Origin of the sequence: Xaviernesmea rhizosphaerae, assembly GCF_001938945.1 — a bacterium.
GTDB lineage: Bacteria > Pseudomonadota > Alphaproteobacteria > Rhizobiales > Rhizobiaceae > Xaviernesmea > Xaviernesmea rhizosphaerae.
Genome location: NZ_MKIO01000019.1, coordinates 38,785 through 52,564, shown reverse-complemented (window position 1 = coordinate 52,564; position 13,780 = coordinate 38,785). Strand labels below are relative to the sequence as shown.

The following is a 13,780-nucleotide window of genomic DNA, read 5'->3' as shown; positions in this document are numbered from 1 at the left end:
AGGCTCGCTGATATGAACTCATAGGATGGCACAGGCTTGATCGCTGGCTCGGCGCGGTGCGCAGGGCGATGCTACCGCATCGTCCAAGCGACGCAACGACGCCAGCGGTCAAGCCTGTGCCACCTCCGGCCGTCTTCCCGACGCTTCCGGCGGTGTCGACGCCCTCGACCGATGCAACGGCATCGCTCTTCGGACCTCTCCTAGCCGGAAACGACGGGAAGACGGTCCTATGGGTTCCTATCAGCGAGCCTTGGTATTAGTCCACGCTCAGCCTGTAGCCGATGCCGCGCACCGTCTGCAGGAAGATCGGGTTGGACGGGTCGTCCTCGATCTTGCGGCGCAGGCGGTTGATCTGCACGTCGATCGTGCGCTCGCCGACCTCGGCGTCGTCGCCCACCAATTCATGACGTGGGATCGTTTCGCCGGCGCGCTGGGAGAAGAGCATCATCATCTCCTGCTCGCGGTCCGTCAGCCGGATATGCTCGGCCCCGCGCCGCAGTTCCTTGCGCACCACGGAAAAGGTGAAGGGGCCGAAGATCACCTGTTCCACCTTGGGCGAGATGGCGGGCGCATGGCGGCGCAGGATATTGTTGATGCGCAGCACCAGTTCGCGCGGGTCGAAGGGCTTGGGCAAATAGTCGTCGGCGCCGGCCTCAAGCCCCTCGATGCGGGCGTTCTGCTCGGCCAGCGCGGTGAGCATGATGATCGGCACGGTCTTGATCTTGCGCAGGCTCTGTGTCAGCGACAGGCCGGTCTCGCCCGGCATCATCACATCGACGATCAACAGGTCGAAATCGACGCCATCAAGCCGCCGGCGCGCTTCCGGCGCATCGCTTGCCGTGGTGACCCGGAAGCCCTGGTCGACGAGATAGCGGTTGAGCAGATCGCGGATGCGGCGGTCGTCATCGACGACGAGAAGATGCGGCGCATCGTCAGCAACGCGGATCAATTTCGGCTCCATGCTCGTCTCTCCTGCCCAATGATCGCGCAGCAGCCATCCGCCGCTCAGCCGTGCTCGGAATTGCGCATGGCATTGAGAAAGCGGATTACCGTTTCGCGCGCACCGGGGCCCGAGCGCGCCAAGGCCTCGGCGATGCGGCGCGATTGTGGCTCGGCCAAGGCGCGGGCCAGTGCCTTGCCCTCCCGCGTGGTGTAGAGCTTGCGCTGGCGCCGGTCTTCGGGCCCGGCCACCTGATGAATATAATTGCTGTCGATCAGCTGCTTCAACACCCGCGCCAGGCTTTGCTTGGTGATGTTGAGCGTATCCAGCAGATCGGCCACCGTCATGCCAGGTTCGCGATCGACGAAGTGCAGCACGCGGTGATGAGCCCGGCCGAAGCCGCGCTTTTCCAGGATGACATCGGGATCGCCGGTGAAGTCGCGATAGGCGAAGAAGAGCTGCTCGATGATCTCGTAGTCGAGCGCGGGATCGCCGGCCGCGGAATCACCCGTCTTGTCGGCCCGCGCCGCCATAGCTTTCATCACCGATCTGTCGTCTCGTGCTGTCACACCTTGATCCAATGGCTTTACTGCAGGCGGCAAGACCGTCGCCCGCTTACGTCCTCTTCAGGTCAGTACAACATGTCCGGCGCGGTGGGTAACCTCTTTTCACGTCAATCCTGCCAGAAAGCGCGAGGATGCGGCCGAGGGCGCTGTTCCTTGCAGGAAATTTCGGCCGGTCAAACGCTAATTTGTGGCGTTTTTGCAACGCCTGTCCGGCACAAGGCGCGGCTGCGCATTGTGCTGTGCAAAAAGCGGAACCAAATCGCAAAAAGGGCCGTTTTCGCCGCAAATCACCTGATGCGCGCAGGCGGCTGGTTCCCGGATACGACGCGCGCAACGCTGCTTTCACATGAATGACGTTGGCCCGGATGCTACCGGGCGCGTCGCCAAAGGACAGAGATGATGAACCCCACCGTCTGCGACCCGTCTTCCTCCACCGCGCGCCAGCTCCGCCCGATCGTCATGGCCGTGATCGCCGCCAATATTGCCGTCTTCTCGCTGTTGATGACGACGATCAACCTGCCCGCGCCGCAGATCCAGCCCGGCGAAGTGGTCGCGGCCGACGTGGAGTAAGGAGGCTTGCAAGAGTGTCGGATTGGCTGCTGTGCTCAGTCCGCCGCTCACGGTCCGGGCGCAGGAGCCGCCTGTGCGACGACGGCGTGGCATGCATCGCAGCCGCGCCGATGTTTCCAGAACCGTCTGATCGCTTTATAGAGGCAGGGAAACGCTTCAAACGAGAAGGCGCGACCCATGCTGCAAGCGGGCATCATCCCCGTTACCCATTTCCATCAGAATTGCACCATCCTGTTCGACAGCGAAACCCGAGAGGGCGTTGTTGTCGATCCCGGCGGCGATGTCGATGTGATCCTTCAGACGCTTGACGAAAATGCCGTGACGATCAAGGCGATCTGGATCACCCATGGCCATATCGACCATGCGGGTGGCGCCAAGGAGTTGAAAGAAGCACTTGGGGTCGAGATCATCGGTCCGCACAAGGACGATGCGCCCTTGCTCGCGCGGCTGGAAACGCAGGCGGAGCGCTTCGGCCTGTCCATGAAGGTGGAGAATGTCGTGCCGGACCGCTGGCTGGAGGAGGGGGATGCCGTCTCCTTTTCCGGCCATGTCTTCGAGGTGCTGCATTGCCCGGGCCATGCGCCCGGCCATGTCGTCTATGTCAACCGCGCGCAGAACTTCGCCCATCTCGGCGATGTGCTGTTTCATGGCTCGATCGGCCGCACCGACCTGCCGGGCGGCAATCACGAACAACTGATGGACTCGATCCGCACCAAGATCCTGCCGCTCGGCGACGAGATGGGCTTCATCTGCGGCCACGGCCCGGGCGGGCGCATTGGCGAGGAGCGGCGCAGCAATCCCTATCTGCGCGGTTTGTGACGGTCCGCTGCTCCCGGAGCTCGATAACGCCTCTTTGTCACCAACGAAAAAGGCCGGGACGAACCCGGCCTTTTTCCATGTCCTGAACGCCTCGGCGATCAGCCGGCCGTGCAGAAATGCGAGCGGCCGTCGAGGCCGATATAGGTGCCGGAGCGGCTGTCGAAGGAGCGATAACGGTCCGCGCAATAGCGGTACCAGGACTGGCTCCAGGGCTCCAGCGTGCCATAGGTGCGAACCACGGTGCGCTGCTGGTAGACCGGCACGCTTTCCTCAACATAGGTGTAGCTCGGGCGATAGACCGGCGGCGGCGGCGGAGGAGGATCGATATAGACACGATCCTGATAGACCGGCTGCGGCTGGCTGGCGACCGCGCCGCCGACGATCAGGCCGGTGGCGAGGCCAAGCGCGCCGATGGCAACGGCATCACCGGTGGAGACGCCATGGCGATGGTGGCGGTAGCGCCAGTCATCCGCATGGGCGGCGGTGACGGGCAGAACGGTTGCCGCGGTGGCAACGGTGAGAACAAGAGCTTTGATACCCTGTTTCATGGTCTCGATCCTTGCGGGTGCCGGACGATTCCGGCGGATGATGACAGGACCTTACATCAGTCTGGCTGAACCGGGCCTGAACGAAAATGGCGCACCGCAAGGTGCGATCCCTTCCGCTTATTGAGGATCTAGGAGCCGCTTGTGGCGGCGGCAAGGCATGCGCCTGCGCCAGACAAACGTCACCCGACAAAGATCGCTGGACAAAGATCACCTTGGGCAGGGCGGAGCGATAAAGCCTCTGCGTCATCTGCCATGTTTCAATTCCGCCTCGCCCGCCTTGCGACCTTGTTTGTCGCATCGCGCGATTGAAAACTCGGTGACCCGTTTTGCGCGACAGGCTCCGGCGGGACCAGAGCGAGACGGCAGACGGAATGTCACGTCCCGAGAACTCTGGACAAGGAGCCCTGCGGGACAGCGGAACGGATCAGTTGTGACGATGGCGCGCAGGCGTAGCAGGCGGGAATGTTTGTTCGGGAACCTGCCGCCTTTTCGCGACGAACTTACTCCCGCAACCGGCAAAACGCCGGATATAAAGTGATAAAAATTCCAGATCCAAATGCTTATACGGGAGGCCTCTTGAAAAGGCCGCCCGCCGTCTTGCAGCAAATTTGCGGGCTTGAAATGCGGCTACCGCGTCAGCCGGCAATCTGGAGATTGACGGCCTTGGGGCCCTTGCCGCGACGATCCGGCTCGGTGTCGAAGCTGACCTTCTGGTTTTCAGACAGGCCGTTCAGTCCCGATGCCTGTACAGCCGAAATATGCACGAAGATATCGGCGCCGCCATTGTCAGGCTTGATGAAGCCGAAGCCCTTGTCAGTGTTGAAGAATTTTACGATGCCAGTTTCGGCCATGCGTCAGGTCCTTTTTCCTCTGCCCGGTGTCCTTGCGGGCAGCATTCGAATGTTAAGCGTGCGGCAGGCAGGTCTCGACTGTGAGGAAAGGATCCTGTTCTTGCAGACAGGGGAAACGCGGGCGTTTCTCATGCCTACCCGGAAGGTTTTTTTGCGCTTCCGGCGCGCATCATTATTGGTCTTCCCGTGTTCGCAGCTTGCCCGAACATCATTAGCTTGCTGTGTTTAGTGCCAATAAGCAAGCAAAAGTTTTCTGACGGTAATACGACGTTATTTCATCCACAAGACGCCTAAAAGCGCAGCATATCGGCGGTTTTGCTAGGAAAGCACAAGCCTTTGAAAAACAAATGAATTCAATTAGATTTTCCTCATATTCCGCATGGCTGCCTAGCTTGTGAGCTTGCGCCTGCCCCAATAAGGACCAAGTTCGGCCAGGAGAATACCGGCGAAAATCGCGGCGCAGCCGAGATAGCCGGCGGCGGGGATGCTCTCGCCGAGGAGAAGGGCCCCGAAGAGGGCGGCGAACAGCGCCTCGCTCGACAGGAAGATCGCGGCCTGCGGCGCCGTAGTAAAACGCTGGCCGACCACCTGAAGAATGAAGGCGATGCCGCTGGAGAAGATGCCGGCATAGAGGATTTCCATGCCTGCGCCGGTGATCGCCGCCATGCTGATCGGCTCGAATGCCGCGGCGGCGATCAGGCTGGCGACCGCGCAGACGAGGAACTGCGCCAGCGACAGGGCCATCGGCCTGCCGCTGCGCGCGGCGAAGGCTCCGACCAGGAGAACCTGCATGGCCCAGAACAGCGCGCAGAGCAGCGTCCAGGCGTCGCCGGGTCTGAAGGCGGTCAGCGAGCCGCCGCTCAGAAGGAAGATGCCGACAAAGGCGAGAGCCGCCGCCGGCCAGATCAGCCGATGCGGCGCGCGGCGCAGAACTAGCAGCGACAGGAGCGGGGTGAAGACCACATAAAGGCTGGTGAGAAAGCCGGAATTGGTCACGGTGGTCGTCAGCAGGCCGATCTGCTGGGTGACGGCGGCGGTGAACAGAGCCAGCCCCGTGGCGAGAAAACCCAGCCAGTCCCGGCGCGATACCGGCGCGGCCGCCTGCCGCGCTTCCCGCCAGGCGAGCGGCGCGGCGACCAGGCTGGCCAGAACGAAGCGCAGGCCGATGAACCAGAGCGGGCCGATCGCGGCCATGGCGGTGGATTGCGCGACGAAACCCGCGCCCCAGATGGCGCCGGCAAGCAGCAGGCAGAGATTGGCGTTCAAACGGGTCATGGCAGCAGTTCTCGCAGCGATCGGCATGCCGGCCGCGCGACCCACGCGCCCGGTGCGCTGCATGCGTCCGACCGCCCCTGGCGCCGCCGGCCGTGAGGCCTGTCCGACTATCAGGTGAAACGCTGCGCTTCAAGCAGAGGTCGAGCCGGCCTCTTCGTTGTTCTCGCGTGACGGCAGGAGAACAGCCTCGCCTGGATCAGGCCCCTTGATCAGGCATCGGCGATGGAAGCGCGAAATTCTGAGCCGATGCCGGCCCCCGCCGCATCCTCCGCACGATTCCGATTTCCGTGAGATCAGGGCCGCTCTCCCCGCGCACCCGGAAGGGAAAAGCCGCTTGCACTGGAAACGGCCAAAGCTCCGTCAGGCCGTCGTGCCGCTCTGCTCCCAGACCGGACGACCTGCGCTGAAGAAGGCGCCGTCGCTTTTCAGGATCAGTCCCTTCGCGATCATCAGCAGGCCGGCCAGCGCCACGAGTGCGATGACGGCGACGATGATGGTTTCCAGCGCGTTCAGCCCGGCCAGAAAGCTGGGGCGCGCGGCCGCTTGCTTGGCAGGGGGAAGGGTGCGGGCGTCATTCTCGGCCATGCTCATGCCTCCGCCGTCCAGCCGCGCAGCTGCCAGCGCCACAGGCCGAAGGCGGTCGAGGCCATCATGGAGACGGCTAGAAGCATGGCGCCGAAGAGGATATGGCGGTCGGCCGGCACGTGACGCTCTTGCCAGAGGGCGCGCGATGGGGCGATGGAGCCCGTGATCGTGCGATCCACGGCAAAACGATCGGCGGCGCTCACCACGCCGACAAGGGCGGCGGCGGCCGACTGGCCGTCATCGGCCAAGGCTTCCGTCATGGCTTTTGGCGTGCCGAGCGGAAAAAGCCGCTGCTCGACGGTGACGGGCGCTGTCGGCTCGGTCTGCGCTGCCGCGGCGGACAGCGGCGCGAGGGCGGAGAAAAAAACGGCGGCGCAAATGGCGCGAGCGCGCCAGGACGCGCGTGCGGCTGGACGGAAGGGCGGCATGTGGGGGCTCCATGAAGCGATTCATCGCAACACTGATGACTTAAGGCCTGCAAGACGGCGTCATGGCGACGGAATTGTGGCGGACGGGGCCATTTTTCATGGTGAAACAAAGGCGTTGAAACCTCTGTTAAGTCCATGGAGATATTAAGGATTTGGTAGGTTTTCGGTCAGCGTCGCGCCGCCCCGCGATTCGCTGTTTTTCAAGGCCCTGTGACGCCAGGCCCACACCGCCGGCAGCGGCTTTTCCTGAACCGGCCGCGCCTTTGCGCTTGAAGTCCCCCGCCACATTCGACATACAGCTTGATCGTCGGTCGGCCGGCTTTTACGGGGGACGGCCGATCCACGCGGCATGTCGTCGTCAGCACCTTCCGCCCGGTGGCGATCCGCCGGGTCGGGCGTCGCCCTTTGCGGGACGACGGGTGGGGCTTGATGGTTTCAAGAGGACAGCGCCGCTGCCAGACCCCCGTGACAACGACCCAGGACCTTAAATCATGGCCTTCCTTGCCGATGCCCTTTCCCGCGTGAAGCCGTCCGCCACCATCGCTGTTTCCCAGAAGGCGCGCGAGCTAAAAGCCAAAGGCCGCGATGTGATCGGGCTCGGCGCCGGTGAGCCGGATTTCGATACGCCTGACAATATCAAGGATGCCGCGATCGAGGCGATCAAGCGCGGCGAAACCAAATATACGCCCGTTTCCGGCATTCCGGAGCTGCGCAAGGCGATTGCCGCGAAGTTCAAGCGCGAAAACGGTCTCGACTATACGCCCGAGCAGACGATCGTCGGCACAGGCGGCAAGCAGATCCTGTTCAACGCCTTCATGGCGACGATGAATGCCGGCGACGAGGTGGTGATCCCCACGCCCTATTGGGTCTCCTATCCGGAGATGGTGTCGCTGTGCGGCGGCACGCCCGTTTTCGTCGCCACCACCCAGGAAAACAAGTTCAAGCTGACGGCCGAGGACCTGGACAAGGCGATCACGCCGAAGACCAAGTGGTTCATCTTCAACTCGCCGTCCAACCCCTCGGGCGCCGCCTATACGCATGACGAGCTGAAGGCGCTGACCGACGTTCTGATGAAGCATCCGCATGTCTGGATCCTGACGGATGACATGTATGAGCACCTGACCTATGGGGACTTCAAGTTCGCCACGCCGGCCGAGGTCGAGCCCGGCCTTTACGAGCGCACGCTGACCATGAACGGCGTGTCCAAGGCCTATGCCATGACCGGCTGGCGCATCGGCTATGCCGCGGGTCCCTTGGCGCTGATCAAGGCCATGGACATGATCCAGGGCCAGCAGACCTCGGGCGCCTGCTCGATCGCCCAGTGGGCGGCCGTGGAAGCGCTGAACGGCACGCAGGACTTCATCCCCGAGAACAAGAAGATCTTCGAGGGACGCCGCGATCTCGTGGTTTCCATGCTGAACCAGGCCGTGGGCATCGAATGCCCGTCGCCGGAGGGCGCCTTCTATGTCTATCCCTCCTGCAAGGGGCTGATCGGCAAGACGGCTCCTTCGGGCAAGGTGATCGCAACGGACGAGGACTTCGTCTCGGAACTGCTGGAATCGGAAGGTGTCGCGGTCGTGCACGGCTCGGCCTTCGGCCTCGGCCCGAACTTCCGCATTTCCTACGCCACCTCGGAAGCCCTGCTCGAGGAAGCCTGCAAGCGCATCCAGCGCTTCTGCGCCGCCTGCCGGTAAGGCTTCGCGGAACCATTCCTGACAGATCGATGCCCACCGGGGACTTGTCGCGGTGGGCATTTTTCTGACCGTCTGATCTGGTCATGATTGCTCTGCGGCAAGGTCTTCGCTCTTGCCGCAGACCTGCTTGATCTTGCCCTGCGCTCTTGTGAAATGGCATCGTTGCGCACACTGTCGGCAGACATTTCCTCCGGGCATTTATGACAAGGCATTTCATGCAGTTGGCGCAGCATCACCGTCTTTATCTCTGCTTCTTCCTGTTTGCCCTGAGCCTCGGCGCGCTCCTTGCGCGCATGCCGGATCTGCAGGAGGGGCTCGGCATCGACAAGGCCGAGCTGGGGCTGACGCTGATCGGCATGTCGATCGGCGCGCTGATTTCGCTGACCGTCTCCTCGCCGCTGATCGCACGCGCCGGCGCCCGCAAGACCGCGCTCGTCACCGTTGTCGGAACGGCCCTGTGCTATGCGCTGGTGCCCGTGATGCCAAATGCGCCGACGGTGTTCGCCGTGCTCTTCTGCGCCGGGCTCATGGCCGGGGCGCTGGAGATCAATCTCAATGTCGAGCTCGGCCGGGTCGAGGCGGCCACTGGCCGGTCGATCATGAGCCGCGCCCATGGCTTCTGGAGCGCCGGCTTCTTCGTCACCGCGCTGCTCGCCTCCTTCATCCGCCAGGCGGAGATCTCCATGGCGCTGCATCTGACGACCGCTCTTGTCGTGGTCGCCGTCTTCGGCGTGCCCGTCATGCGTGGGCTCATCGATTCGGCGCCGGCGACAGAACAGGCGGCCGAGGCTGCGCCGCGCTTTGCCTTTCCCACGCTCGGGCTGCTGCCGCTCTGCCTGATCGGCATCGCCGCTTTCCTGGTGGAGGGGGCGGGGGTCGACTGGTCGGCGATCTATATGCGCGACATCTATGCCGTGGAGCCCGTCATCGGTGGCCTGGGGCTGACGCTCTTCACCTTCTTCATGGCGCTGGCGCGGCTCACGGCGGATGGGGTGGTGGAGCGTTTCGGGCCACGCGCGGTGGCCACGGCTCTTCTCTGCCTCTCGGCTGCCGGGCTCGGCGCGGTTGCCTTCTCGCTGCATCCGGCCATGGCGCTCGTCGGCTTCGCCATGCTCGGCGCCGGCTGCAGCGCGGTCTACCCGCTGGCGGTTTCGGCCGCCGCGCAGAGGACGGATCGGCCCGCCCATGTCAATGTCGCGGCCATCGGCCAGGTGACCTTCGTCATCTTCTTTCTCGCGCCGCCGCTGCTCGGTTTCGTCGCCGAGCAGGCGGGCATCCGCGCCTCCTATCTCGTCTGCCTGCCGCTGGTCTTCGTGGCGCTTGCCTGCGTGCCCGCTTTGAAAGGGCGCGCGCTCGAGGCGCGGACGGCGTAATTTCCCCGTCAGCGGCAGGCGGTGTCAGCGGCCGGCTTCCAGGCCTTCCCGCGCGCCGGCCGTCCTGCCGGCGATATAGACGGACAGCCCCTCGGCGAGCGCATCGAACACGGCCCGGCAGCGCGGGACGGTGCGCAGGTTTTCGTGCATGACGAGGTAGGTGGGCAGCGGAAAGGAAAAGTGTTCGCCGAGAACACGCCTCAGGTCCGGGTCGCGTTCGGCCAGCCGCACCTGGCAGGCGCCGATGCCGAAGCCGGCCCGCACAGCCGAAAGCTGCGCCAGATTGCTGTCGGTCCGCAGGGCGAAGGAAAGCTGGTCCAGGATCGGCACCCGGCGGCGCACCGCCTGCAGGAAGGCGCTGTTGCGGTCGAAGCCGATCACCCTGTGATCGGCCAGATCCGCCTCCGTCTGCGGCAGGCCATGGCGCGCGATATAGCGATGATGGGCGAAGAGGCCGACTTCCAGCGTGCCGAGCGCGCGCGAGACCAGCGCCTCCTGCTGGGGCGCCACCATCCGAACGGCCACATCCGCCTCATGGCGCAGCAGATCTTCGACCATGTCCGACACGGACAGCTCGAGCACCAGCTGCGGATGCTGCTCGGCAAGCTGCGCCAGAATGGCCGGAATCACCTCGATCGCCATCACCTCGCTGGCGCTGATGCGCACGCGCCCGGCCATCGGCCCCCGGGCGCTGGCCGCCGTGCGCAGGAATGCGGCGGCGCTCGCGGCGATCTCCTCGGCGAACGGTGCGAGCGTCAGCGCCGCATCGGTCGGCGTCAGTCCCGTGGCGGAGCGCAGAAACAGCGGCGCGCCGGCGGCCGCCTCCAGCGCATCGATATGCCGTCCGACCGTCGGCTGCGTCAGGCCAAGCGTCCGAGCGGCAGCCGAGAGCGAGCCTTCGCGCAGCACATGCAGGAAGGTGCGGTAGTGGTCCCAGCTCGGCTCCATCGGGTTCATGGATTTTTGTATAGCAGCGCCAGAAATTCATGCAATTTCCTTTCGGCTGTGCCGGCGCCATTCTCCAGACATCGAAACGGTCAGGAGACAGTCATGCAAAAGATGGGACAGGGCGACACGGTTCTGGTGCTGGGAGCCACCGGCGGGATCGGCGGGGCAATGGTTGAGGCGCTGCTGGCGCGCGGCGTTTCGCTGCGCGCGCTGCATCGCCAGGCCGCCCGGCAGGCGCAGCGGGATGCGCGGATCGACTGGCGACAGGGCGATGCCATGGTGGAAGGCGACGTTCTCAGCGCCGCCGAAGGTGTCCAGGTGATCATTCATGCGGTCAACCCCCCGGGCTACCGCGATTGGAACAGGCTGGTGCTGCCCATGCTCGACAACACCATCGCCGCAGCCCGGGCAACGGACGCAACGGTGCTGCTTCCCGGCAATATCTACAATTTCGGACCAGATGTCTTTCCGCTGATCCGCGACGGTGCGGCGCAGAACCCGCAGACGGCAAAGGGGCGGATTCGCGGCGAGATGGAAGAGCGGCTGAAACAGGCGGCGGAGACCGGCCTGCGCAGCATCGTCCTGCGCGCGGGCGATTTCTTCGGGCCGGGCGCCGGGAACAGCTGGTTCGGCCAGGCCGTCGTCAAGGCCGGCCAGCCGGTGCGGGCAATCACCCAGCCGGGCCGGGACGGCGTGGGCCATCAATGGGCCTATCTGCCCGATGTCGCAGCCGCCATGCTGGCTCTGCTCGATCGGCGCGACGAATTGGCCGGCTTCGAGGCCGCTCAGTTCGGCGGACATTGGGATGAGGACGGGACGGCGATCGTGCAAGCGATCCGTCGGGTGGTCGGCCACCCAGACCTGCCGGTTCGCCGCTTTCCCTGGTGGCTGCTGCCGCTGGCAGCGCCCTTTTCGCAGACGATGCGGGAGCTCTGGGAGATGCGCTATCTCTGGCGACAGACGATCCGGATGGACAATGCGCGGCTGGTCTCGCTGATCGGCACCGAGCCGCACACGCCGCTGGACGCGGCCGTGCGCGCAAGCCTGGCCTCGCTGGACTGCCTGAAAGAGCCCGCTGCCGTCGTGCCGGTGGGGCGGCAGATCGCGGCGCAGTGATGCGGATAGCGCGCTCCGCCTGGCGGCAGGCGTGCGGTCCGAAACGGTGAGGCGAGCGGCACGAGAAGGCAAAGGCCCGCCAACGGGGGCGGGCCTTCGGTCTCACTTGCAGAGCGGAATGCGCCTTATTCGGCGGCCTCCTGGGTCAGTGAGGGATAGTCGGTATAGCCTTTGGCGCCGCCGCCATACATGTTCTCCTGGTCGAGCGCGTTGAGCGGCGCGTTCTCCTTGAGGCGGCGCACCAGGTCGGGATTGGCTATGAAAGGCTTGCCGAAGGCGACCAGATCGGCCTTGCCGCTTTCAACCGCGTCCAGCGCCATCTGGCGGTCATAGCCGTTATTGACCATCCAGGCCGCCTTGCCGCCGGCAGCCTCATAGGCCTTGCGCAGGGCATCGTAATCGAAGCCGGCAAAGGCGCGGTCGCCGCCGGTGGCCCCTTCGATCACATGGATATAGGAGAGGCCGTAGCGGGCCAGGCCCTCGACCACATAGGTGAAGAGCGGCTTCGGATCGTCGTCGCTGACATCATTGGCCGGGGTGACGGGGGAGATGCGGATGCCGGTGCGACCCGCACCGATCTCCTGCGTGATGGCATCGACCACCTCGAACAGGAAGCGCGCGCGGTTCTCCACCGAGCCGCCATAATTGTCCTCGCGCTTGTTGGCGCTGGAGCGCAGGAACTGGTCGATCAGATAGCCATTGGCGGCATGGATTTCCACGCCGTCGAAACCGGCATCGATCGCTGCGCGGGCGGCCTTGCGGTAGTCCTCGACGATGCCGGGTATCTCGCTGGCCTCAAGCGCACGCGGCTCGGAGGTTTCGGCGAAGGTGCCGGTGCCGTCCTCATTGATCAGATAGGTCTTCGACTTGGCGGCGATGGCCGAGGGGGCGACCGGCTGGCCGCCATCGGGCTGCAGGCTTGTGTGCGAGATACGGCCGACATGCCACATCTGCACGACGATCTTGCCGCCCTGCTTGTGCACGGCTTCGGTCACCTTGCGCCAGCCATCCAGCGCTTCCGGCGTGTAGAGGCCGGGAACGTCGGCATAGCCCTGGCCCTGATGGGTGATGGCGGTCGCCTCGGTGATGATCAGGCCGGCGGTGGCGCGCTGCTCGTAATAGGTGACGTTCAGCGTGTTCGGAACGGCTTTGGGCGAGCGGTTGCGCGTCAGCGGCGCCATGACGACGCGGCTGGAGAGCGTAATGTCGCCGATCGTGATCGGATCGAAGAGAGAGGGCATGAACAGGTCCTTTCGTTGGGACGGGGAGGGTGACGGGGAAGGCCAGCGGGGAGGGGCAGCGCGGTTCACAGCGCTTCGCCGAGATCCTTCAGGAAGGCCGCAATCGTTTCCTCATTGCGGCGGTAGAAAATCCATTGGCCGACGCGCCGCGTGGTGACCAAGCCGGCGCGTTGCAGCACTTGCAGATGGGCGGAGACGGTGGATTGCGACAGGCCGCAGCGCTCGAACTGGCTGGCGCAGACGCCCATGGACAGCGGATGCTCCTGGCTGGAGAAATGCGCCTCCGGCTCCTTCAGCCAGGCGAGAATGTCCAGCCTGGCCGGGTTCGACAGGGCTTTGAGAATCTCGGCGCGGTCCACGATCGGTCTCCTGTGCGGTGGGGGGATCTCACCGTTTCAAGGGTGATGGATCCCGCCTGCTATATCGAAAAAATTCGATATAGCGATATGTAGATCGCAAGAAGACGTTTTAAAGGGCGGCCGCAAAAAAAAGGCCCACAGCATGCGCCGGGGCCTCGTAGGTGTGAAGGTTCTGAAACCTCCAGAGGGGAACAGCTGAAGCGATGGCACTGGGAGGTGGCCATCAAGTGCCTCAGCTATGACTCGATATGGTGCAACGCCCAATGGAAAACAAGGGGAGCCGGCTCAAAAAATGGCAGAACGCTGAAGAACCGGCAAAAAAAGAGGCCCACAAGTAAACTTGGGGCCTTTAAGTGTGAAGGTCTAAAACCTCCAGAGGGGAACAGCTGATGCGGCGGCACTGGGAGAAACGACCGCCATGTGCATCAACTGAGTGCGGTATGCTCGTTTTTTGCGCTGCAAACAAT

The 13,780-nt window shown here is 64.1% G+C and carries 15 protein-coding genes; 5 read left to right on the top strand and 10 right to left on the bottom strand.

Going from position 1 to position 13,780, the window contains the following annotated elements; genetic code table 11:
• Positions 1-256: 256 nt before the first annotated feature.
• Together BJF92_RS02490 and BJF92_RS02485 are read right to left on the bottom strand one after the other, a co-directional pair.
• The gene (locus BJF92_RS02490) at positions 257-961 is read right to left on the bottom strand and encodes a response regulator (protein WP_075633194.1); all 705 of its coding nucleotides are present in this window, start codon (positions 959-961) and stop codon (positions 257-259) included.
• 44 nt (positions 962-1,005) lie between these two features.
• On the bottom strand, positions 1,006-1,473 hold the full coding sequence (locus BJF92_RS02485) for a MarR family winged helix-turn-helix transcriptional regulator (RefSeq protein ID WP_075633193.1): 468 nt from the start codon (positions 1,471-1,473) through the stop codon (positions 1,006-1,008).
• A 432-nt stretch (positions 1,474-1,905) separates the two neighbouring features.
• Here BJF92_RS02485 and BJF92_RS25450 point away from each other — a divergent pair, with 432 nt between their 5' ends.
• Both BJF92_RS25450 and BJF92_RS02480 read left to right on the top strand, forming a co-directional pair.
• Complete coding sequence (locus BJF92_RS25450) at positions 1,906-2,076, top strand: hypothetical protein (RefSeq protein ID WP_176218610.1); 171 nt, start codon at positions 1,906-1,908, stop codon at positions 2,074-2,076.
• A 177-nt stretch (positions 2,077-2,253) separates the two neighbouring features.
• A complete protein-coding gene (locus BJF92_RS02480) occupies positions 2,254-2,895 on the top strand; it encodes an MBL fold metallo-hydrolase (protein ID WP_075633192.1) in 642 nt (213 codons plus the stop codon).
• 98 nt (positions 2,896-2,993) lie between these two features.
• Here the strand turns inward: BJF92_RS02480 and BJF92_RS02475 are convergent, their stop codons facing one another.
• The 5 genes from BJF92_RS02475 to BJF92_RS02455 all read right to left on the bottom strand — a co-directional run bounded on the left by BJF92_RS02475 (position 2,994) and on the right by BJF92_RS02455 (position 6,582).
• Positions 2,994-3,443 carry a BA14K family protein gene (locus tag BJF92_RS02475; RefSeq protein WP_075633191.1) on the bottom strand — a complete coding sequence of 150 codons (450 nt, stop codon included), beginning with the start codon at positions 3,441-3,443 and terminating at the stop codon, positions 2,994-2,996.
• A gap of 635 nt (positions 3,444-4,078) precedes the next feature.
• Positions 4,079-4,294: a cold-shock protein gene (locus BJF92_RS02470; RefSeq protein WP_075633190.1), complete on the bottom strand. Its 216-nt coding sequence runs from the start codon at positions 4,292-4,294 to the stop codon at positions 4,079-4,081.
• A 387-nt stretch (positions 4,295-4,681) separates the two neighbouring features.
• A complete protein-coding gene (locus BJF92_RS02465) occupies positions 4,682-5,569 on the bottom strand; it encodes a DMT family transporter (RefSeq protein ID WP_075633298.1) in 888 nt (295 codons plus the stop codon).
• A 360-nt stretch (positions 5,570-5,929) separates the two neighbouring features.
• Positions 5,930-6,154 (bottom strand): hypothetical protein, encoded by a 225-nt coding sequence (locus tag BJF92_RS02460; protein ID WP_075633189.1) that lies wholly within the window; start codon positions 6,152-6,154, stop codon positions 5,930-5,932.
• 2 nt (positions 6,155-6,156) lie between these two features.
• A complete protein-coding gene (locus BJF92_RS02455) occupies positions 6,157-6,582 on the bottom strand; it encodes a hypothetical protein (RefSeq protein WP_075633188.1) in 426 nt (141 codons plus the stop codon).
• Between the two features lie 491 nt (positions 6,583-7,073).
• Here BJF92_RS02455 and BJF92_RS02450 point away from each other — a divergent pair, with 491 nt between their 5' ends.
• Together BJF92_RS02450 and BJF92_RS02445 are read left to right on the top strand one after the other, a co-directional pair.
• A complete protein-coding gene (locus BJF92_RS02450; RefSeq protein ID WP_075633187.1) occupies positions 7,074-8,276 on the top strand; it encodes a pyridoxal phosphate-dependent aminotransferase in 1,203 nt (400 codons plus the stop codon).
• Positions 8,277-8,491: 215 nt separating this feature from the next.
• The gene (locus BJF92_RS02445) at positions 8,492-9,649 is read left to right on the top strand and encodes an MFS transporter (RefSeq protein ID WP_075633186.1); all 1,158 of its coding nucleotides are present in this window, start codon (positions 8,492-8,494) and stop codon (positions 9,647-9,649) included.
• 24 nt (positions 9,650-9,673) lie between these two features.
• Here the strand turns inward: BJF92_RS02445 and BJF92_RS02440 are convergent, their stop codons facing one another.
• Positions 9,674-10,606 carry a LysR family transcriptional regulator gene (locus tag BJF92_RS02440; RefSeq protein ID WP_075633185.1) on the bottom strand — a complete coding sequence of 311 codons (933 nt, stop codon included), beginning with the start codon at positions 10,604-10,606 and terminating at the stop codon, positions 9,674-9,676.
• Positions 10,607-10,699: 93 nt separating this feature from the next.
• On the opposite strand from BJF92_RS02440, the gene BJF92_RS02435 reads away from it, so the two are divergent.
• Entirely contained in the window at positions 10,700-11,713 is a 1,014-nt protein-coding gene (locus BJF92_RS02435; protein WP_245294646.1) for an NAD-dependent epimerase/dehydratase family protein, read from the top strand.
• A gap of 125 nt (positions 11,714-11,838) precedes the next feature.
• On the opposite strand, the gene BJF92_RS02430 is transcribed toward BJF92_RS02435, so the two are convergent.
• Positions 11,839-12,954: an alkene reductase gene (locus BJF92_RS02430; protein ID WP_075633184.1), complete on the bottom strand. Its 1,116-nt coding sequence runs from the start codon at positions 12,952-12,954 to the stop codon at positions 11,839-11,841.
• Positions 12,955-13,019: 65 nt separating this feature from the next.
• On the bottom strand, positions 13,020-13,313 hold the full coding sequence (locus tag BJF92_RS02425) for an ArsR/SmtB family transcription factor (RefSeq protein ID WP_075633183.1): 294 nt from the start codon (positions 13,311-13,313) through the stop codon (positions 13,020-13,022).
• Positions 13,314-13,780 lie beyond the last annotated feature (467 nt).

Coding starts and splice junctions, on each gene's coding strand:
- BJF92_RS02490 (WP_075633194.1), bottom strand. CDS start 961: ATGGAGCCGAAATTGATCCGCGTTGCTGACGATGCGCCGCATCTTCTC.
- BJF92_RS02485 (WP_075633193.1), bottom strand. CDS start 1,473: ATGGCGGCGCGGGCCGACAAGACGGGTGATTCCGCGGCCGGCGATCCC.
- BJF92_RS25450 (WP_176218610.1), top strand. CDS start 1,906: ATGAACCCCACCGTCTGCGACCCGTCTTCCTCCACCGCGCGCCAGCTC.
- BJF92_RS02480 (WP_075633192.1), top strand. CDS start 2,254: ATGCTGCAAGCGGGCATCATCCCCGTTACCCATTTCCATCAGAATTGC.
- BJF92_RS02475 (WP_075633191.1), bottom strand. CDS start 3,443: ATGAAACAGGGTATCAAAGCTCTTGTTCTCACCGTTGCCACCGCGGCA.
- BJF92_RS02470 (WP_075633190.1), bottom strand. CDS start 4,294: ATGGCCGAAACTGGCATCGTAAAATTCTTCAACACTGACAAGGGCTTC.
- BJF92_RS02465 (WP_075633298.1), bottom strand. CDS start 5,569: ATGACCCGTTTGAACGCCAATCTCTGCCTGCTGCTTGCCGGCGCCATC.
- BJF92_RS02460 (WP_075633189.1), bottom strand. CDS start 6,154: ATGGCCGAGAATGACGCCCGCACCCTTCCCCCTGCCAAGCAAGCGGCC.
- BJF92_RS02455 (WP_075633188.1), bottom strand. CDS start 6,582: ATGCCGCCCTTCCGTCCAGCCGCACGCGCGTCCTGGCGCGCTCGCGCC.
- BJF92_RS02450 (WP_075633187.1), top strand. CDS start 7,074: ATGGCCTTCCTTGCCGATGCCCTTTCCCGCGTGAAGCCGTCCGCCACC.
- BJF92_RS02445 (WP_075633186.1), top strand. CDS start 8,492: ATGCAGTTGGCGCAGCATCACCGTCTTTATCTCTGCTTCTTCCTGTTT.
- BJF92_RS02440 (WP_075633185.1), bottom strand. CDS start 10,606: ATGAACCCGATGGAGCCGAGCTGGGACCACTACCGCACCTTCCTGCAT.
- BJF92_RS02435 (WP_245294646.1), top strand. CDS start 10,700: ATGCAAAAGATGGGACAGGGCGACACGGTTCTGGTGCTGGGAGCCACC.
- BJF92_RS02430 (WP_075633184.1), bottom strand. CDS start 12,954: ATGCCCTCTCTCTTCGATCCGATCACGATCGGCGACATTACGCTCTCC.